Genomic DNA, 19,148 nt, shown 5'->3' on the forward strand with positions numbered 1-19,148 from the left:
CACGGGCGACCACGGCTGGATTCGTGCCCTGCCGGTGTCGCACGATGTGCCGGACAACAGCTCGGAGGTGCGGATGCGGGAGCGAGGCGACGCCACCCGGCGCCGCGTCAGCCGACGCGTGCTGCTCGGCGCCTCCGCCGCCGCGGGAACCACCGCGCTCGCCGGCCTGGTCCTCACCAGCGCCACCCGGCAGGGCGACCCGCCCGCCGTGGCCCGCCGCGCCGCCACCACCGGCCCCGACGCCGGCCGGGGCCAGGTCGTGGTGGACCGCGTGTACTCGGCGGCCCGACGCCGGGATATCGACATCGTCACCGTCTCCCCGGAGAACGCGGCCCGGGCCAACCTGCCCGTCTGCCTGATGCTGCACGGCCGGTTCGGCAACGCGCGCGCCGTCGGCACGCTGCCCGCCCTGCTCTCCGCCGCGGTGGCCGGCGGCGAGATCCCGCCCTACGCCTTCGTCACCGTGGACGGCGGGAACGGGTACTGGCACCGCAACCGGGACGACGACCCGATGACCATGCTGCTGGAGGAGATCCCCCAGTGGCTGGCCCGGCGGAACCTCGGCGGCCGCCGGCACCAGCCGTTCGCGGTCGCCGGGATCTCGATGGGCGGTTTCGGCGCCCTGCTCTACGCCCGGCGCCGCCGGGAGCGCCGGGACCCCGTCCGGGCCGTCGCGGCGGTCTCCCCCGCGCTGCTGCTGTCCTGGCGCGAGATGCGCAAGCGCGACGCGTTCCCGGACGCCTCCGACTGGGCCGCCTCGGACCCGCTGCGCAACGTCGACAAACTCGGGGACGTTCCCGTCGCCGTGTGGTGCGGAACCGAGGACCAGTTCATTCACGGGACCCGGCGATTCATCAGGGACGCCAAACCCGTCATCGCCTCGACCGGCCCCGGCGGCCACAACGACGACTACTACCGACGCGTTCTTCCCGAAGCCGTGCGATTCCTCGGACGCCATCTCTGACGGCCGGAAGCCGGCGGTCGCGAAAACGACCGCCGGCGCCGGGAAACGACGGCGTCAGCGCGTGGAGCGCAGCAGCTCGATCACGTCGAAGAGGACCCGCGGCGCGGTGGCGCCGTCCATGGTCTCGACCTTCTTGCGCTTCCCGTCGGCGTAGGTCACCTCAAGGACGTAGTTGAACCGGTCGCAACAGGTGTGCACGGGCATGTACCTGTCGCCGAGCGCGCGGAAGTCGGCCCGCGTGACCAGGGAGAACAGCTGGTCCTTCTTCGGGAAGGACGTCGTCGGCGTCACGGTGACGGTCTCGTGCACGCCGGCGTAGCCGCCGGTCGTCGTCAGCGTCACCGAGCTCACCCCACCCCGGCCCTCGGCGGTCCCGACCGGGGCCGCCTGCGCGGCCGCCACACCGGTGACGCCCAGCAGCAGGGCGAACGCCAACACGAAACGGTAGATGGTCTTCACGAAAGGATCCCTTCCGTCGCTCGTCGGGCGGGTTCCGCCCAACAAGATCCTCTTTGCGCCGCCGCCGTTCCGGACACCTCCGTTCGGGGCACCACCCGGTGGGGATGATCACCGCGAGAATTCGCCGGCCGGAATGTCAATCCACCATTCACCGAAAAGAGCCGGGTGATTCGTCCGGCGGGAGCGGTGCCCGTTCGGCGCATCGCGTTCCCCGAAACGCCGGAGGCCCCCGAGGATCTCCTCGGGGGCCTCCGCCGCGTTGTTCGTGGTCGGCTCAGGCCGACTTCTCCCGCCGCTCCCTGCGGGCCGCCTGCCGGGCGACGATGGTCGGGTTCACGTTCTCCCGCACCGTCTGCTCCGTGATCACGACCTTGGCGACGTCGGTGCGGCTGGGGATGTCGTACATCACCGGCAGCAGCACCTCCTCCATGATGGCCCGCAGACCGCGGGCGCCGGTGCCGCGCAGGATGGCCTGGTCGGCCACCGCCTCCATGGCGCTGTGCGTGAACTCCAGCTCGACGCCGTCCATCTCGAACAGCTTCTGGTACTGCTTCACCAGCGCGTTGCGCGGCTCGGTGAGGATCTGCACCAGCGACGGCTTGTCCAGGTTGGTCACGGTGGCGACCATCGGGAGCCGGCCGATGAACTCCGGGATGAGCCCGAACTTGATCAGGTCCTCCGGCATGACGTCCGCGAAGATGTCGGCGTTGTCGAGCTCCTGCTTGGACCGGATGTCCGCGCCGAAGCCGAGGCTGCGCTTGCCCACCCGGTCCTGCACGATCCGCTCCAGACCCGCGAACGCGCCGGCCACGATGAACAGCACGTTCGTCGTGTCGATCTGGATGAACTCCTGGTGCGGGTGCTTGCGCCCGCCCTGCGGCGGCACGCTCGCGGTCGTGCCCTCCAGGATCTTCAGCAACGCCTGCTGCACGCCCTCGCCGGAGACGTCCCTGGTGATCGACGGGTTCTCGCTCTTGCGGGCGATCTTGTCGACCTCGTCGATGTAGATGATGCCGGTCTCGGCCCGCTTGACGTCGTAGTCCGCGGCCTGGATCAGCTTCAGCAGGATGTTCTCGACGTCCTCGCCGACGTAGCCGGCCTCGGTGAGGGCGGTGGCGTCGGCGATGGCGAACGGGACGTTGAGCATCTTCGCCAGCGTCTGCGCCAGGTAGGTCTTGCCGCAGCCGGTCGGGCCGAGCATCAGGATGTTCGACTTGGCCAGCTCGACGCCGTCGTCGCCGCGGTTCTTCTCCCCGGCCTGCGTGCGCTTGTAGTGGTTGTAGACCGCCACCGACAGGATGCGCTTGGCGTCGTCCTGGCCGATCACGTACTGGTCGAGGAACTCGTGGATCTCGGCCGGCTTGGGCAGCTCGTCGAGCTTGACGTCGCCCGCCTCGGCCAGCTCCTCCTCGATGATCTCGTTGCAGAGGTCGATGCACTCGTCGCAGATGTACACACCGGGGCCGGCGATGAGCTTCTTGACCTGCTTCTGGCTCTTCCCGCAGAAGGAGCACTTCAGCAGGTCGCCGCCGTCACCGATACGCGCCATGGCCGCTGACCTCTGTCCCCTCCGGCGCACCCCCACCGGTGCGCCTGGCTTCCTTGCTCGACGGTACCCGCCCACCCCGTGTGAGCGGGAGCACCAGCCTGCCCCGACACGCGCGGACAACCCGGGAAGGGCAGGTCACGACGGCGTGTCGCGCCGGCCGGCCCCTCCCCCGGCCCCTGGCCGGGGGAGGGGCCGGCCACCGCGTCAGTGCTTCGACGGAACCGGCTTCTTGCTGGTCAGGACGTCGTCGATGATCCCGTACTCCTTGGCCTCGTCGGCCGTCAGGATCTTGTCCCGCTCGATGTCGAGCCGGACCTGCTCGACGCCCTTGTTCGTGTGCCTGGCCAGGGTGGTCTCCAGCAGGGTGCGCACCCGCTGGATCTCGGCGGCCTGGATCTCCAGGTCGGACACCTGGCCGTAGGCGCCCTCGGTGGACGGCTGGTGGATCATCACCCGGGCGTTGGGCAGCGCGAAGCGCTTGCCGGGGGTGCCGGCCGCCAGCAGCACGGCGGCCGCGGAGGCGGCCTGGCCGAGGCAGAACGTGGTGATGTCCGGCCGGACATGCTGCATGGTGTCGTAGATGGCCATCAGCGCCGTGAACGAGCCGCCCGGCGAGTTGATGTACATCGTGATCTCGCGGTCGGGGTCGTCGCCCTCGAGGTAGAGCAGCTGCGCCATCACGTCGTTGGCCGACGCGTCGTCGATCTGCACCCCGAGGAAGATGATCCGCTCCTCGAAGAGCTTGTTGTACGGGTTCGACTCCTTGATCCCGTAGCTGGTCCGCTCGACGAAGGAGGGCAGCACGTACCGCGACTGCGGCGTCACGAGCCGGGAGTTGGGGGTGAGGAAGAGGCTCACTGGTGTCTCCTCGTGGTGCGGGTCAGTTGCCGTCGGCGATCTGCGTCGCCCGGGTGACGACGTGGTCGATGAAGCCGTACTCCAGGGCCTCGTGGGCGGTGAACCAGCGGTCCCGGTCGGAGTCCTCGACGATCTTGTCAACGGGCTGCCCGGTGTGCTGGGCGATGAGCTCGGCCATCTCCCGCTTGTGCTTGGCGAAGACCTCGGCCTGGATCTTGATGTCCGAGGCGGTGCCCCCGACGCCAGCCGACGGCTGGTGCATCATGATCCGCGCGTGCGGCAGGGCGTACCGCTTGCCGGGGGTGCCGGCGCAGAGGAGGAACTGCCCCATCGAGGCCGCCAGGCCCATCCCCACCGTCTTGATGTCGCACTCGACGTACTGCATGGTGTCGTAGATCGCCATGCCCGCGGTGACCGAGCCACCCGGCGAGTTGATGTGGAGCGTGATGTCCCGCTCCGGGTCCTCCGCGGCCAGCAGCAGGAGCTGCGCGCAGATCTGGTTCGCGATCGAGTCGTCGACCTGCTGGCCGAGGAAGATGATCCGCTCACGGAGCAGCCGCTCGAACACCGAGTCGTTCAGCGACATGCCCCCGCCGGCCCGCATCTGCGGAAGCGCGGGACCGCCCCCGGGGACGGTGAGGTGCTGCGTCACGTCTGCCTGCTTTCTCCCAGGTGGTCGGCGGACGAGCGAGGCGGCCACGCCGCCCTCCGCTCCGCCGGTGATCCTTCGTTGGTCTTGCGGTGAAGCCGTGGGGTCCGCTGCCGCGGACCGTCCCAACCGACCCTAACGAAGGCGGGCGGCGCCGACTTCCCGACACCGCCCGCGTTCGCTGAGAGCGTGTCGGAAGGCGGTTCCGACACGCCGCGTGATCACTCCTGCTCGGTCCGCGCCTCGGCCTCGGCCGCCGGCTCGCCCTGCTCGTCGCCGAACAGGTCGGACAGGTCCACGGTCGCGCCCGAGCCGTCGGTCACGGTCGCCTGCCGGACCACGACGCCCAGCGCCTTGCCGCGCCGCACGTCGGCGAAGATCACGCCGAGCTGGCCGGCCTGCTGGGCCCGCTGCACGTACTCGTCCGGGCTGATGCCGAACCGCTGCGCCTGGTAGACGATGCGCTCGGTCAGCTCCTGGTCGGTGACCCCGAGCTCCTCGGCGTCGGCGATGGCGTCGAGCAGCAGCTGGGTCTTCACCGCGCGCTCGGCGTCCTCGCGCGCCTCCTTCTCGAAGTCCTCCAGGGTCTGGCCCTGCGACTCCAGCCACTGGGCGAAGCGCGCCTCGTCGTGGTCGAACGGGTGCACGGCGTCGTGCTTGCGCACGCCCACCTCGGACTCGACGACCTTCTCCGGCAGCGGCACCTCGGCCGCCTCCAGCAGGGCCTCCAGCACCTTGTCGCGGGCCTGCATGGCCTGCTGCATGCGCTTCACGCGGCCCAGCCGCTCGCGCAGGTCGGCCTTCAGCTCGTCCAGGGTGTCGAACTCGCTGGCGAGCTGGGCGAACTCGTCGTCGGCCTCGGGGAGCTGCCGCTCCTTCACCGAGGTGACCACGACGCTGACCTCGGCCTCCTTGCCGGCGTGCTCGCCGGCCACCAGGGTGGTGGTGAAGGCGCGGGTCTCGCCGGCTGCGGCACCGACCAGGGCGTCGTCGATGCCCTCGACGAGCTGGCCGGAGCCGACCTCGTAGGACAGGCCGGTGGTGCGGGCGTCCGCGACGTCCTCGCCGCCCACGGTGGCGGACAGGTCGACGACGACGAAGTCGCCCTGCTGGACCGGGCGCTCGACGCCGACCAGGGTGCCGAACCGGGCGCGCAGCTCGTCGAGCTGCTTCGCCACGTCCTCGTCGGTCACCTCGACGTCGTCGACGGCCACGGTGATGCCGTCGAAGGCGGGCAGCTCGATCGCCGGCCGGACGTCGACCTCGGCGGTGAAGGCGAGCAGCTCGCCGTCCTCCAGCTTGGTCACCTCGATGTCCGGCTGGCCGAGCGGGCGCACCTCACCGGCGGTCACGGCCTCGCCGTACTTGGCCGGGATGGCCTCGTTGACCACCTCGTCGAGCACCGGGGCGCGGCCGATCCGGCTCTCCAGCACGCGGGCCGGCGCCTTGCCCGGGCGGAAGCCGGGGATGCGGACCTGCTGGGCGAGCTTCCGGTAGGCGCGGTCGAAGCTCGGCTTGAGCTCGTCGAACGGCACCTCGACGTTGATCCGGACGCGCGTCGGGCTGAGCTGCTCGACGGTGCTCTTCACGTGGTCTCCTCGTGGAACAGGGCGTGCAGTGTGGGTCCCGCGCCTCGCCCGACGGCGGCGCGTGGACGTCCGGCCAAGTCTAGGCCGTCAGGGGGTACACCCGAAGCTGACCCTCGCGGCCCTAGCCGCGCGCGGCCTCCGCCACCCCGCCCGCCGCGCCGGGCTCGGAGCCGGCGGGGGCGTGCGGCCACACCAGGGCCTGGGCGGCGACGACCCGCTCGCCGCCGAACGCGACGGCGGGGGAGCCGTGCGGGCGGTACCCCTCGTCGAGCAGGGCGCTGATCCGGCGGCAGGACGCGGCGTCATCCGGTCCGGTGATCAACCGGTACCGGAGCCGGTCCGTCAGCGCGCCCTCCGCTCCTGCTCGACACCGTCGGGGTGGCGGGATTCGAACCCACGGCCCCTCGCACCCAAAGCGAGTGCGCTACCAAGCTGCGCCACACCCCGTCGCACCTCCGGCCGTCCGCCGCCGCCAACGCTGTCCGACGTGCCGTCCGACCTCGCCGTCCGGGCTTTCCGACCGGTGGTGCACAAGCAGCCTAGCGTGACGCGCTAGGCTGTTGAACGCGCCCGGTGATCCGGGAGCCCAGCGGGTGTAGCTCAATGGCAGAGCCCCAGCCTTCCAAGCTGGTTGTGCGGGTTCGATTCCCGTCACCCGCTCCACAGGAGAAGAGCACGTCAGAGGGGGTGGACCCGGCAGCCGGGTCCACCCCCTCTGACGTATCTGGACGTGTCTGGGAGCCTCGTGTGACGAGCGTGCTGTCAGCCCGCTGGCACCAGGCACCCCCGCTCCGTCGTCGCCCGTCGCGTCCGCTGATGCCGGAGCGGAGGCCCGCATTCACTATGGGGCCTCGTGTAGGACGCTGGTACTCGGAGGAGGTGAGCGCTGATGGCCGTGCCCCTGCCGGGGCATCACGGTCCACGGCCGTGGTTCGTCGCCGACGTGATGGCGCTCCCCGCCGACGGTTACCGCCACGAAGTGATCGAGGGCGCCCTCATCGCGAACCCGCCTCCTGGTGTCGGTCACCAGCGCTTGTCCCGCCGGCTCTCACGCCGCCTGGAAGACGCGGCTCCCCCGGAGCTGGAAGTGCTGGAAGCAGTCGGCATCAAGATCAGCCGACACCAACCTCCTGCGGCCCGAGCAGGTGGTTCTCGCCGTGGAGATCGTTTCCCCTGGTTCCAGGAAGCAGGATCGCACCCTCAAGCCGATGGTGTTGGCCGAGGCCGGTGTCCCGCACTTCTGGCGCGTGGAACTGATCGGTTTCCGAGAGCAGCTTCCGGGAGAGCGTCCTCCGGTCGTGTTCGCCCACATGTTGTCCGACGCTGCCTATGCGCTGGTCATGCGCGCCGGTGCCGGAACGGTTGTCACCCTTCCAGGGCCTATCCCTCTTTCAGTCGATCCCGGTGGCCTGCTGCTCCGTTGAGTTGAGGCCGACACGGGCGTTCACGCGGCCCAAGCCGCCCCTTCCCCGGTGAAGCCGCAGGATCGGCGAGCAGGCGGGGCTACGCTGCGAGCGGATCTCGAACCTGCACCGGGTTTCGGAGGCGCACGTGGACTTCGTGCTCGTGCACGGCACCACGCAGGCGCCCAGCGGCTGGGACCGGTTGGTCGAGGCACTGGCCCGGCGCGGCCACCGGGCCCACTGCCTCGACCTGGCCGGAGTGCCGCCGGCCGCCCCGGCCACCGCGTACGCGGAACACGCCCTGCGCTGGTGGGCTGACCGCGCCCCGACTCCCGTGGTGGTCGCGCACTCCGGCGGCGGCGCGCTGCTCCCAGCGCTCGCCCAGGCCCTCCACGCCAGCCACCAGGTGTGGCTGGCGGCCTACGTGCCGGACTTCGACGGCGGCGCGTGCCTCGTGGAGGACGTCGGCGTCGAGCCGGAGGCCGTGGTCAACCCCGAGTGGGTCGGCCAGGACCCGTTCGCCGACCCGGTGATCGCCGCGCACTTCCTGTTCCACGACTGCGATCTGGCCACCCTGCGCTGGGCGCTGGGGACGTTGCGCCCGTTCCCCGCCGAGGCGGTCCACCGGCACCGCCCCTCCGCCGACCCGAGGGCGGTCCCGTCGACCTACCTGCTCCCGGTCGACGACCGCGTCCTGCGCCCGGACTGGATGCGCCGGGCGGCGCACGAACGGCTGGGCGCGGCGTGCGTGGAGCTGCTCGGCGGGCACTGCCCGCACGTCGCGCGCCCGGAAAGCGTCGCCGACGTCCTCGTCGGCGTCGGCCGGCGGACCGACCGCACACCGTGATTCCCCGCACGGCGGCCGAAATTGGCTGGATCGGGCAGCCGGGGCGGAGTACCAAGCGGACTATGCCGGAGCACGCGCCGATCGTTCGGCCGTTAGCCAGGGATGAGATCAAGGACTACGTCCGCCTCGACCACAACGCCTTCCTGGTCGACACGTCACCGGAGGCGGTCCGGCGGGAGGCCGGCCGGATCGAGGTCTCCCGCTCACTGGGGGCCTTCGACCCCGACGGCACCATGCTGGGTGGCGCTTTCATCCTGACCCGTGACATGACACTGCCCGGTACGGGGCCGAGCCCCGTGGCCGGCGTCACCGGTGTCGTGGTCGCCGTCGACCAGCGCCGCCGCGGGGTGCTCGCCGCGTTGATGCGCACGCAGCTGCACGGCCTGTACGAGTCCGGCGCGGAGCCCCTCGCGGCGCTGTGGGCCTCGGAGGGCGGCATCTACGGCCGCTTCGGCTACGGGCCGGCCGCGTGGCGGGCGCAGCTGACCGTGCCCAGGGGCGCCGAGTTCCACCCGAGCGTGGACGTGGGCGACGCGCGGATCAGGGAGCTGCCCAGGGAGCGGGCGATGCCGCTGTTCCGCGACCTGCACGCCAGGGTGGCGGCGACCAGCGTCGGCTGGGTCACCCGCCCCCCGGCGTCCTGGCGCTGGTGGTACGACGACAGCGAGTCGGGGGACGAGGACTACTCCAAGCTGCGGTTCGCCATCCACCCGGACGGCTACGCCGCCTACGACGTGCGGGAGAACTGGACCGACCGCGGCCCCCGCCACTTCCTGCGGGTGCGCGAGATCGCGGCCACGACGCCCACCGCCCACGCGGCGCTGTGGCGACACCTGTTGGACCTCGACCTCGTCGGCGAAGTCCACTACTCCTTCGCCAGGGCCGACGACCCGTTGCCGCTCCTGCTGGCCAACCCCCGGCTGGCCGAGCGCAGCCTCGTCGACTCGGTCTGGATGCGGGTGGTGGACGTCGAGCGCGGCCTGGCGGCCCGGCGCTACCCGGCGCCCGTGAACGTCGTGATGGAGCTCACCGACACCCTGTGCCCGTGGAACGCGGGCCGGTGGCGGTTGCGGGTCGACGGGAGCGGTGCCGCCGAGGTGCTGCGGACCGACGACGACCCCGACATCGCGCTGGACGTGGCGATGCTCGGCTCCGTGTTCCTGGGCGGACCCACGTTGACGAGCCTCGCCGCCGCGGGTCGGGTGCGCGAGCTGCGGCCGGGGACGCTCACGCCGGTCAGCCGCGCCTTCGCCGGAGACCGCGCCCCGCACTGCCCGGAAACCTTCTGACCGAGAGCCTTCTGCCCGGGGGCGTTCTGCCTCGGGAGCATCTGTCCGGGTCGGACCAGCCCCCGGGGGCTGGTCCGACCCGGGCGCCGGAACTCCGGCTCCTGGTCGTACGTTGGAGGCGGTGGATCGGGGTCGGAACGGCGGCGACGTCGACGCGGCCCACTTCGTCGTCCCGCGGCGCGGCCGCGGACGCGGCTCGTGGAGGACTTCGTGATCGTCGTGCTGGTCGTGCTCGTGCTCGTGGCGGTCGGCGGGTTCCTGTGGTTCCGGCAGCAGGCCGCCGCGAAGCGGCGGGCGCTGGACGACGCCAAGGCCGAGGCCCGGCGGTGGGTGGAGCGGCTCGGCGGTCAGGTGATGAACCTCGTCGGCACCAACGAGGCCGCCAAGCAGGCCCTGGCCGACGCGTCCGAGCGCTACACGGCGGCCGGGTCGCAGATGGAGCAGGCCCAGACCGCGCAGCAGTGCCAGCTGGTGACCCAGACGGCGTTGGAGGGCCTGTACTACGTGCGCGCGGCGCGCGTCGCGATGGACCTCGACCCGGGCCCGGAGCTGCCGGACCTGTCGGGTCAGCGCAACGCCGGCAAGGTCACCGAGGAGCGCAAGGTCTCGGTCCAGGGGCACGACTACTCGGCCTCGCCGCAGCCGACCTCCGGCACGCCGCACTACTACCCGGGCGGCATGGTCGCCGGCCGGCCGGTGCCGCAGGGCTGGTACAGCGAGCCGTGGTGGAAGCCGGCGCTGGTGGCCGGCGCCTGGGGTGTGGGGTCGTTCCTGCTGTTCGACGCGATGTTCTCCGGCATGCACGGCGTGAGCGCGGACGCGATCGCGTCGGCCGCCTACGCCGAGGGCCTGGCCGACGGGCACGCGCTGGACGCGGGCGGCGACCAGGGCTTCGACTTCGGCGGGTTCGGCCTCGGCGGCGACAGCGGCGGTGGCGGCGACTTCGACTTCTGACCGAAGGAATCGTCAACGACATGTGGAAAAGGGCCGGCGCCTCGGGAGAGGCGCCGGCCCTTTTCCGCGTGGTTCTCCCGCGTGGTTCTCCCGCGAGGTCACTCGGGTTGGCAGGTGGAGCACCAGTAGAGCTTGCGGCCGGACAGCTCGGACCAGGACACCGGCGTGCCGCAGACCAGGCACGGCAGCCCGGCCCGCCGGTACACGTAGACCTCGCCGCCGTGCCGGTCGCGGCGGGGCTCCCGCCCGGTGACCTCGGGGTCGTGCTCGGGCCGCACGGTGTCGATGCGCCCGGTCCGCACGCCCTCCCGCATCAGCACGACGAGGTCGGCCCAGATCGCCTCCCACCGCCCCCGGTCGAGGGCGCGGCCGGGCAGCAGGGGGTGCACGCCGTGCCGGAACAGCACCTCCGCCCGGTACACGTTGCCCGCGCCGGCGATCACCGACTGGTCCAGCAGCGACACGGCGACCGGCGTGCGGGAGCGGGAGATCCGCGCCCACGCCAGGTCCGGGTCCGCGTCGGCGCGCAGCGGGTCCGGACCCAGCCGGTCCCGCAGGGCGTCGACCTCGGCGTCGTTGAGCAGCCGGCAGGCGTTGGGCCCGCGCAGGTCGGTCCAGTGCGTGGGGCCGACGAGGCGCATCCGCACCTGTCCGCGCGGCTCGGCCACCGGCAGCGGCTCCTCGGTGAACGTGCCGTAGAGCCCGAGGTGCACGTGCACGACGAGATCCGGGCCGTAGACGTGGAACAGGTGCTTCCCGTACGCCTCCGCGCGTTCCAGCACCCGACCGTCCACGAGGGACGCGTCCTTGGCGAACCGCCCCTGCGGGCTGGAGACCGCCACCGGCGTTCCCTCGTAACGCCGCTGGTGGAGCAGGGCGAGCCGGTGCAGCGTGTGGCCTTCGGGCACGGGTGTCCTCCTACACCTTGGGCCACCAGGCGATAACGGACAGCGCCGCGTACGCCACCAGGCACCACCCGGCGACCCACGCGCCGCGCCACACCGCCCGGCGGTTGTCCTGGTCCTCGCGGCACCGCAACGCCACGACGCAGCCGGCCGTCATCGCCAGGCAGACCGCGAGGAACCCGAAGAGGACCAGCAGGACGCCGACGCCGAGTCCGCAGTCGACGGTGCCGCAGACCTGCTCGACCCCGCCGGCCAACCGGGGCACCAACCGGGCCTGGCCGTAGAACAGCGCCAGCACGCCGAGCAGCGTGCCGAACACCGCCACCAGCGGGGTGAGCAGCCAGGCGAGCGCGGCCTGCCGCGTCATGGCGGTCGGGGGTCAGCCCCGCGGCAGTGCCGGCGGCTGGCCCGTCCGCTCGTACTCGCTGAGCATGTCGATCCGCCGGACGTGCCGCTCGTCGCCGGAGAACGGGGTGGCGAGGAAGGACTCCACGATGGCCGTGGCCTCCTCGACCGAGTGCATGCGGGAGCCGAGGCCGATCACCTGGGCGTTGTTGTGCTCGCGCGCCAGGGCGGCCGTCTGCGGGCTCCAGGCCAGGGCGGCCCGGCAGCCGGGAACCTTGTTGGCGGCGATCTGCTCGCCGTTGCCGGAGCCGCCGATGACGACCCCGAGGCTGCCCTCGTCGGCGACGACGCGCCGCGCGGTCTCGACGCAGAACGGCGGGTAGTCGTCGAGCGGGTCGAAGGCCGCCGGTCCCACGTCGATCACCTCGTGGCCCTGGCCGGTGAGGTGCTCGACGAGGTGGGCCTTGAGCTCGAAGCCCGCGTGGTCAGCTCCCAGGTAGACGCGCACGGCGGGGAGTCTGCCAAACGACGCGGGGCCCCACCGCCAGCGGGTTCCCCCGTTCGGGGACACCTACCCTCTGACCTGCGGTTTCCCGCCATCCCGCTCCGGCTACAGCCCCCACCCTCCCTGGGGGGCGAGCCCTGCTCCAGCCTACCGAGCCCCACCCGCCGGCCCCACCCCACGAGCCCGCGCTGGGGACAACTCCGTCACCTGTGGACAACCCTGTCGCCCGCACGAGGGAACGACTTGACCCGGCGCTCCCGATCTGCTTGCACGGCCGTTGCCACCCCGGAGGCTCCAGGAGGCTCCCGATCGGAACGCCCCTCGGACAGCTCGATCACCTGAGCAGACGCGCCAGCCGGTCAGCGTGGTCCGCCCAGCGCCACCGGGTCGACACCCACTCCCGACCGGCGGCCCCCATGCCGCGCGCCCGTTCGGGGTCGGACAGCAGGCCGCCCACCGCCTCGGCCACCTCCACCACCGAACACCCGTCGACCACGTGACCGGTCACCCCGTCGCGCACCGTCTCGGGCGCTCCGCCGGAGCGCCCGGCGACCACCGGCAGACCCGTCGCCGACGCCTCCAGGAAGACGATCCCGAGCCCCTCGACGTCCAGTCCCCCGCCCCGCGTGCGGCACGGCATGGCGAACACGTCCCCCGTCGCGTAGTGCGCGGGGAGCTCGGACCACGGGACGGGGCCGGTGAACACGACAGCATCGTCCACATTGGACTGTTCCGCCATCCGCTCCAACCGGTTCCGGTACCGCCCGCCGCCGACGAGCAGCAGAACGGCGCCCGGCACCTCCCGCCGGATGAGCGGCAGCGCCCGCACCAACGCGTCCTGCCCCTTCCTGGGCACCAGACGGGAAACGCACACGACCACCGGCCGGTCCGCGAGCCCGTACCGGCGCCGCAGCTCCGCCCGCGCGGCGTCGTCGGGCCGGAACACGTCGGTGTCCACACCGGACGGCAGGTGCTCCAACGCCGTCATCGGGCCGAAGGCGGCGGCGAACCGGGACCGCGTGTACCGGCTGACGAAGGTCACGACGTCCGAGGTCTCGCCGATGTGGCGCAGGGCCCGCCGCGCGCCCGGCACCATGGACCACCCGACCTCGTGGCCGTGGGTGCACGACACGACGTGCGCCGCGCCCGCCCGACGCAACGGCGCGGCGAGCAACGCCAACGGGGCCGCCGCGCCGAACCACACCGTCGTGCACCGCTCGCTCCGCAGCACCTCACGCGCACGCCGCAACACCTCGGTCGTGGGCAACATCAGCGGCCCTGGATGCCGCACCACGGGGAACGGCTGCTCGGCGTCGAACTCCGGGTGCGCGCCGGACACGCCCTCCCACGACGGCGCGTACACCACCAGGTCGTCCGCCGGGAGTCGACGGGCCAACGCGTGCAGATACGCCTGAATCCCACCAGGACGCGGCGGAAAGTCGTTGGTCACGAGCAGCGTGCGGCCCATCTGGGCGAGCGTAACGCCCGGGTCGTTGGGCCGGTCAGCGGAAGGCGGCCACCAGGTGCCGGCGCCAGCTGTCGAGCAGGTCGGCGCGCCGGACGCCGAGTTCCTCCGTCAAGATACTGTCCATTGTGGACGTACCAGTCGGGCCGGCGGCGGCGATCCTCCGGTACAGCCGCACCAACTGCTGCTCCCCGAACCGCGTGGTCAGGTGGACCGCGAACGACCAGGCCCGCTGGTAGGCCAGGTCGAGCTGGTCGCCGCCGGCCTGGAAGTCCCGGTTGGCCGGCAGGTCGTCGGGCAGGGCGCCGGCCCGGACGCCGCGGGCCAGCGCGGGCGCGGCCTGCGCCGGCGAGAGCCCGCTGTCGCGGTACCCGACGTAGTCGGCGAATCCCTCCGTCAACCACATCGGCGCGCCGTCGACGGTGACGCCGCGTGCGGCGACGTGCGTGATCTCGTGCCGGAGCACGACCCGGAGCGGGGTCGGGGACAGCCTCGCGGCCGTGCGCGGGTTGATGACCACGCGGGCGCCCTCCACCGTTCCGGCGCGGGTGTCCACCCGGTCGGCCACCGCGACCGCCGCGATGCCGTCGAGCGAGAAGTCCGGCCCCACCATGGCCTGCAGCTCCGCCGGCGACTCCGGCAGCAGCACGACCACCTGCTCCGGCCAGGCGGCGCCCCACACCTCGCTCACCGCGGCGACGGCTCCGTCGAGCTCCCTGCCCACGGCCGCGGCCAACGCCTCGTTGCCCGGATGCCCGACCACCAGCCCGTGCCGCGTCCGCAGCCAGCGGCAGGGACCGAAGTCCCACGGCCCACGCCAGGTGCGCCGGCCCTGCGGCTCCAGGGCGGTGTCGGAGACGAGGAACCAGTCGGAGCCCCGCCGCGCGAACAGGTACCCCAGGGACCGGGTCGTCGGGGTGGTGTCCACACCCTCGAAGGCGTAGCGCAACTCCACCTTCGGCGCCCACAACTCGTCGGCGGCGGGAACACCGGCCGGCAACGCGGGCGGCGGCAGCGACTGCCCCGCGTCGAGGGTGTAGCGCCACTCGCCGAACACCAGATCGCCGAGGTTGTCGAACATGGCGCGTTGCGCGGCGCGGAAACCGGCCTCCCCCACGGGGTCCACCGTGTTGAGGAACGCCGCCTCGTCGCGGCGCAGCACCGCGCTGGACCGCCGTTCCAACAGCTCGCGGACGGCGTCGGCGCGTTCGTCGCGCCCGATCGAGGGCGCGTGGGAGGCTCCGCCGAGAGCTTCCCAGGGGGCCGGACGCCCACTCGTCAGCGCGGTGTCCCCGGGGCCGGGGGTGGACGTGCCCGCCGAGGGCACCGAGACCAGGACGAGGCCGGCCAGCAGCGTCAGCGCGACGAGCGCCACCAGCCATCCCCGGAACCGGCCCATGTCGGCCATTGCCGCATCGTAAAGGTCCACGGGCACCCCATGGGGTCACCCGCCCCCCACCGGCATCGCGACCCAGGGCTCGATGACACGACGGGCCGGCATCCCGGGGAGGGATGCCGGCCCGGTCGCGAGCGATCGGCGTGGCGTTCCGCTGGTCGTCAGACGCGCCGCGCGGCGTAGAACTGCTGGGTGTCCAGCGAGGAGACCTTGACCACGTCGCCCTCGGTGGGCGCGTGGACGAACTTGTTGTCGCCCACATAGATGCCCATGTGGTTGTTGTTGTTCGTGAACACCATGTCGCCCGGCTGCAGCTGGCTGCGGGAGACCGGCGAGCCCTCGTTGATCAGGCCGTAGGTGGCGCGGTTCTTGAGCTGCACGCCCACCTGGCGGAAGGCGTAGACGACCAGGCCGGAGCAGTCGAAGGTGTCCGGACCGGTGGCACCCCACACGTAGGACTTGCCGCGCTGCCTCAGGGCGACCTGGAGGGCCTCGTAACCCTTGCCGCTGCCCGGGCCGACGTTGACCTCTTCGCCGGTGCTCCTCCGCGCGGCCTTCTCGGCGGAGGTGAGCCGGTTGGCCTGCTCCTTGGCCTGGTTGACCTTGGCGTCCAGCTCCTGCTTGCGCTTGGCCAGGTCGGCCTCGATCTTGGCGGCGTCCTCGGCGGCCTTGGTCGCCTTGGTCTGCGCCTCCTTGGCCTTCCGCTCGGCCTCCTCGCTCTGCGCCTTCACGCCGGCGAGCTTGTCCAACGCCTGCTTGTTGTCGTTGGCCAACAGCTCCAGCGCGGACATCTGGTCGAGGAAGTCCTGCGGCGAGTCGCTGACCAGCAGCGCCGACAGCTGGTTGAACCGGGCGCCCTGGAACGAGGCGTTGGTCAGCTTGTCGACCTGGACGCGGAACTCCGCCTCCTTGGCCTTGGCCTGCTCGACGTCCTTGCCGAGCTGCTGGACGTCGGCGGTCGCCTTCTCCTGCTCGGCCTTCCTGGCGCCGAGGTCGTCCTTGGCCTTGTGCCACTGCTCCGCGGCGGCCTCGGCCTCCTTGCTCAGCTCGTTGAGCTTCTTGACCGCCTCCGAGGCGTTGTTGTTCGGGGTCGGCTGGGGGTCGGCATGGGCCACGGGTGCCACGAGACTCGCGGCGGCCGCCACCGCCGTGGCCGTCAGTGCCCCGCGCAGAGTGCGCTTCAGTCGTTGCGACGCCACGTCGCGCGTAACTCCTTCGTCCTCCGCGACCGCCTACCGGGTTAGCTGACGGGTTCGGGCCGGACACGCCCTACCAGCAGGACGTGGTCGACACGCCCGGACCGGATTCACCCCTGGGGGTTTGGGTCCCCGGTTCGGCTCCCCGACTAGCCGATTCGGCGGTGACTCGCGTCGTCGACCACCATGATCGACTGCTCGCCGCGAGGTCTCGGCTAGGTTACGAAACGTGAGCCTCCCCGTCCACCACCGGGGGTCGAAAAATCGCGAAAACGTGGCCGAGACATCGTTCGGGGTACTGGCGACTCCGGACTGTGTCTGGTTTTGGGACTCAGCTCACCTGCTGTTGTGACCGCTCGGCGCTTCCGGCCGACCGTTCGGCGCTTGGCCGGTGACCGTCCGACGATGCCCCGATCTCGCCCTCCGACCGGGCGATCAACCGGAGGTGGGGCGCCTTCGCCTGCGGCGTCGGAACACCACCGGCCCGACCCGGGTCGTCGGCCGCGACCGCACCGACGGGTGGCGCGCCGAGCAGCAGGGTGATCACGCAGCCCCGGCAGGCGTCCCCCCGCACCACACACGTGTCGCAGTCGACGATCACCGCTGACTCCTCTCCACGGGCGGGCGATCCGGGTGGCGCCGGCACGGACGCGGCCAACCTATCGCACACCTGTTCGAACCGCGAGCGCCACCGACCGGGCGCCGGAATGGGTTTACCCACGTCAAAGGGGGGATGCCGACCCATTCGCGCAGGGAGATCCGCCGGAAAGCCAGACCGGCTGGCCGCCATTCAGGTGCCAGTCGAAGCCAACGCCGATCACCGGGCCGCCGCACTTCCTCCGTTCGGCGCCCTTCCGGGTCTCGGCGCCCCGTTTCCGGTGCGACCACAGTGCTCGCGTCACCGATGGAGTGGTTGCGCCCACCCGTTTTCGGGTGACTCTCCCCAACTGCCCGTGTCTGTCCGCGGGTATCCGCGTCTATCTGCGACTGCGTGTGACTATCCACAGTCACCCGTTTTCCTCCACAGGGAACGGGTGACGGCGTGATCCCGCGCAAGATCGGCAGTAGGCTGGAGCGGGGCTCGCCCCCCAGGGCGGGTGGGGGCTCCGAGAGAGGACCGGCGGACCGGGCGGGGCGTTGAGCTGGTCGCGGAACCGGGGCCGGCGCAGTCGCGTCCAGGTTGGACACACGCCCCCAAGGCCACAGTGGACAGTCAGAAGTGGACGATCGGGAACCCGGTGCGGGGCGCCGATCCACGGCCGCCGGAGTCAGACGCGGCCCAGGCGAGCGAGCAGCACCGAGGACGGAACCGGGTGGGCGCCCCGGCGGCGCACCGAGTCCGCCACGGCGCGGTCCGAGGTCACCACCACGACCGGCCGGCCCTCCGGCTCCGCCGTCACCAACGCGCGGATCACGTCGTCGGCCAGCACACCCGGGTCGCTGAACAACACCCGCACCCCCCGCGGCCCCGCGGCCGGCACGGCCACCACGCCGGCGCCGTCGAACACGACGGTCACCTCGGCCCCGGTGCGCGCGGCCAACGCCGCGAGCTGGTTCGCCAGCCGCTCCCGCTGGTCCGCCAGCGTCAGCTCCGGATAACCCGTCTTGGTCACGTTGTAGCCGTCGACCACCACGTGCACCGACGGCAACGCGAGCAACCGGTCGAGCGCGGCCGGGTCCTCGACGCGCCCCACCGTGCCCTGGGCCGCCGTGGCCCCCCGCACCAGGTCCGCCGGCCGCGGCCCACTGCCGCCGAGCGCCAGTTCCCGCCGCAGCCCGGTGACCGCGCCGGCCAACGTGTCCACCAGCAACGCCAACCGCACCTCGTCGGCCTGGCGCGCCTCCCGGGCCGACTGGCGGGCCACCTCGGCGTCCACCTCGGCCCTGGCCGCCCTGGCCCGCTCGACCTCGGCGCGTTCCCGCTCCCGATCCCGCTCGGCGGCCAACGCCCGCTCGGTGGCCGCCGCCGCGGCCTGCGCCCGGTCCAGCTCCGCGCGGGCCGCCTCGGCGTCGTCCCTGGCCTGCCGCAGCCGCACGCCCTGCTCCCGCAGCCGCCGGCGCAGCCGCTCCAGCTCGGTCTCCCCCTCCGCGCGCACCCGCTCCGCGGCGCCCCGCGCCTCGGCGAGCTCGGCCCGCAGCCGGTCCACCTCCGCCGCGAGCTTGTCCGCCCGCGCCACGGCGGAGTCCCGCTCGGCCCGCAGCTGGGCGTCCTCGGCGCGCCGGGCGACCACCTCGACGTGGTTCAGGGCCGCGCGGTCGCCCGACAACACGCCGGCGGCGGCCGCGGCCACCGGATCGGGCGCGGCGGCGTCCAACGCCTCGGGGCGGTGCTCCCTGGCCCACTCCGTCACGGCGACGCGGAACGCGGAGGACTCCCGCAACGCGTTCAGCAGCGGCCCGGCGCCCAGCCGGGCCCGCTTGGCCGGCGCGAACCGGGCCACCGGTCGCACCGACGCGGGCACGTCCGCACGCGCCATGCCACCGACGGCGGCCGCGGCGATCTCGGCCAGCCGGGCCCGCACCTGCTCCGGCAGCGCGGCCCAGTCCAGGCCGTGCCCCTCCGCCTGCCCCTCCGCCGTCTCCCCCACCGGCTCCCGTGCGGTCCGTCCGCCCGGCGCCGCCGACCGGTCCCCAGCGTCCTCCACCGCACCGGCCACAGGGGAGGCCGGGGCGGGCGCACTGTCCTCGCTGGACGGACCCGCGCTCTCCGACGGCCGTGCCGAGCCGGGTTCCGGTGACTGGGGTATCACCCTCCCAGGCTAGTGCGCGCTGACC

19 protein-coding genes, 2 tRNA genes and 1 riboswitch are annotated in these 19,148 nt (G+C 72.5%); of the genes, 6 read left to right on the forward strand and 15 right to left on the reverse strand.

Annotated elements, in window-relative coordinates; genetic code table 11:
* The first annotated feature begins 73 nt into the window (after window positions 1–73).
* Window positions 74–964, forward strand: a complete 891-nt coding sequence (locus tag BUE43_RS12530; protein ID WP_073482748.1) for an alpha/beta hydrolase — start codon at window positions 74–76, stop codon at window positions 962–964.
* Window positions 965–1,018: 54 nt separating this feature from the next.
* Here the strand turns inward: BUE43_RS12530 and BUE43_RS12535 are convergent, their stop codons facing one another.
* From BUE43_RS12535 to BUE43_RS12565, 7 genes are all read right to left on the reverse strand, one after another.
* Window positions 1,019–1,423, reverse strand: a complete 405-nt coding sequence (locus tag BUE43_RS12535; RefSeq protein ID WP_073482325.1) for a protealysin inhibitor emfourin — start codon at window positions 1,421–1,423, stop codon at window positions 1,019–1,021.
* Between the two features lie 274 nt (window positions 1,424–1,697).
* Window positions 1,698–2,972 carry an ATP-dependent Clp protease ATP-binding subunit ClpX gene (clpX, locus tag BUE43_RS12540; RefSeq protein WP_073482327.1) on the reverse strand — a complete coding sequence of 425 codons (1,275 nt, stop codon included), beginning with the start codon at window positions 2,970–2,972 and terminating at the stop codon, window positions 1,698–1,700.
* A 204-nt stretch (window positions 2,973–3,176) separates the two neighbouring features.
* Window positions 3,177–3,830, reverse strand: a complete 654-nt coding sequence (locus BUE43_RS12545; RefSeq protein ID WP_327083441.1) for an ATP-dependent Clp protease proteolytic subunit — start codon at window positions 3,828–3,830, stop codon at window positions 3,177–3,179.
* 22 nt (window positions 3,831–3,852) lie between these two features.
* Window positions 3,853–4,434, reverse strand: a complete 582-nt coding sequence (locus BUE43_RS12550; protein ID WP_073482751.1) for an ATP-dependent Clp protease proteolytic subunit — start codon at window positions 4,432–4,434, stop codon at window positions 3,853–3,855.
* A 266-nt stretch (window positions 4,435–4,700) separates the two neighbouring features.
* Window positions 4,701–6,068, reverse strand: coding sequence for a trigger factor (gene tig, locus BUE43_RS12555; protein WP_073482329.1), 1,368 nt, complete (start codon window positions 6,066–6,068; stop codon window positions 4,701–4,703).
* Between the two features lie 121 nt (window positions 6,069–6,189).
* Window positions 6,190–6,390 (reverse strand): DUF1737 domain-containing protein, encoded by a 201-nt coding sequence (locus BUE43_RS12560; protein ID WP_234995678.1) that lies wholly within the window; start codon window positions 6,388–6,390, stop codon window positions 6,190–6,192.
* A 51-nt stretch (window positions 6,391–6,441) separates the two neighbouring features.
* Window positions 6,442–6,515 (reverse strand) — tRNA-Pro (locus BUE43_RS12565).
* Window positions 6,516–6,657: 142 nt separating this feature from the next.
* Between BUE43_RS12565 and BUE43_RS12570 the strand changes: the two genes are divergently transcribed.
* The 5 genes from BUE43_RS12570 to BUE43_RS12590 all read left to right on the forward strand — a co-directional run bounded on the left by BUE43_RS12570 (window position 6,658) and on the right by BUE43_RS12590 (window position 10,561).
* A tRNA-Gly gene (locus tag BUE43_RS12570) sits at window positions 6,658–6,731 on the forward strand.
* A gap of 494 nt (window positions 6,732–7,225) precedes the next feature.
* Window positions 7,226–7,492 carry a Uma2 family endonuclease gene (locus BUE43_RS12575; RefSeq protein ID WP_234995679.1) on the forward strand — a complete coding sequence of 89 codons (267 nt, stop codon included), beginning with the start codon at window positions 7,226–7,228 and terminating at the stop codon, window positions 7,490–7,492.
* A gap of 127 nt (window positions 7,493–7,619) precedes the next feature.
* Window positions 7,620–8,318: an alpha/beta fold hydrolase gene (locus BUE43_RS12580; RefSeq protein WP_073482335.1), complete on the forward strand. Its 699-nt coding sequence runs from the start codon at window positions 7,620–7,622 to the stop codon at window positions 8,316–8,318.
* Window positions 8,319–8,380: 62 nt separating this feature from the next.
* On the forward strand, window positions 8,381–9,607 hold the full coding sequence (locus BUE43_RS12585) for a GNAT family N-acetyltransferase (protein WP_073482337.1): 1,227 nt from the start codon (window positions 8,381–8,383) through the stop codon (window positions 9,605–9,607).
* 198 nt (window positions 9,608–9,805) lie between these two features.
* Window positions 9,806–10,561 carry a hypothetical protein gene (locus BUE43_RS12590; RefSeq protein WP_143174108.1) on the forward strand — a complete coding sequence of 252 codons (756 nt, stop codon included), beginning with the start codon at window positions 9,806–9,808 and terminating at the stop codon, window positions 10,559–10,561.
* A gap of 98 nt (window positions 10,562–10,659) precedes the next feature.
* On the opposite strand, the gene BUE43_RS12595 is transcribed toward BUE43_RS12590, so the two are convergent.
* From BUE43_RS12595 to BUE43_RS12630, 8 genes are all read right to left on the reverse strand, one after another.
* Complete coding sequence (locus BUE43_RS12595; RefSeq protein WP_073482339.1) at window positions 10,660–11,469, reverse strand: Fpg/Nei family DNA glycosylase; 810 nt, start codon at window positions 11,467–11,469, stop codon at window positions 10,660–10,662.
* 10 nt (window positions 11,470–11,479) lie between these two features.
* The gene (locus BUE43_RS12600) at window positions 11,480–11,833 is read right to left on the reverse strand and encodes a hypothetical protein (protein WP_073482341.1); all 354 of its coding nucleotides are present in this window, start codon (window positions 11,831–11,833) and stop codon (window positions 11,480–11,482) included.
* A 12-nt stretch (window positions 11,834–11,845) separates the two neighbouring features.
* Entirely contained in the window at window positions 11,846–12,319 is a 474-nt protein-coding gene (locus BUE43_RS12605; protein ID WP_073482344.1) for a ribose-5-phosphate isomerase, read from the reverse strand.
* A 331-nt stretch (window positions 12,320–12,650) separates the two neighbouring features.
* Window positions 12,651–13,784, reverse strand: a complete 1,134-nt coding sequence (locus tag BUE43_RS12610) for a glycosyltransferase family 4 protein (protein ID WP_073482346.1) — start codon at window positions 13,782–13,784, stop codon at window positions 12,651–12,653.
* 34 nt (window positions 13,785–13,818) lie between these two features.
* Window positions 13,819–15,189 carry a hypothetical protein gene (locus BUE43_RS12615; protein WP_073482349.1) on the reverse strand — a complete coding sequence of 457 codons (1,371 nt, stop codon included), beginning with the start codon at window positions 15,187–15,189 and terminating at the stop codon, window positions 13,819–13,821.
* A gap of 149 nt (window positions 15,190–15,338) precedes the next feature.
* Complete coding sequence (locus BUE43_RS12620) at window positions 15,339–16,376, reverse strand: C40 family peptidase (protein WP_073482351.1); 1,038 nt, start codon at window positions 16,374–16,376, stop codon at window positions 15,339–15,341.
* Between the two features lie 15 nt (window positions 16,377–16,391).
* Window positions 16,392–16,547, reverse strand: a riboswitch (cyclic di-AMP (ydaO/yuaA leader).
* Between the two features lie 157 nt (window positions 16,548–16,704).
* Window positions 16,705–16,974 (reverse strand): hypothetical protein, encoded by a 270-nt coding sequence (locus BUE43_RS12625; RefSeq protein ID WP_073482353.1) that lies wholly within the window; start codon window positions 16,972–16,974, stop codon window positions 16,705–16,707.
* 667 nt (window positions 16,975–17,641) lie between these two features.
* Window positions 17,642–18,961, reverse strand: a complete 1,320-nt coding sequence (locus BUE43_RS12630) for an NYN domain-containing protein (protein WP_234995680.1) — start codon at window positions 18,959–18,961, stop codon at window positions 17,642–17,644.
* Between the last annotated feature and the right edge of the window lie 187 nt (window positions 18,962–19,148).

The sequence above is a fragment of the Streptoalloteichus hindustanus genome (assembly GCF_900129375.1).
GTDB lineage: Bacteria > Actinomycetota > Actinomycetes > Mycobacteriales > Pseudonocardiaceae > Streptoalloteichus > Streptoalloteichus hindustanus.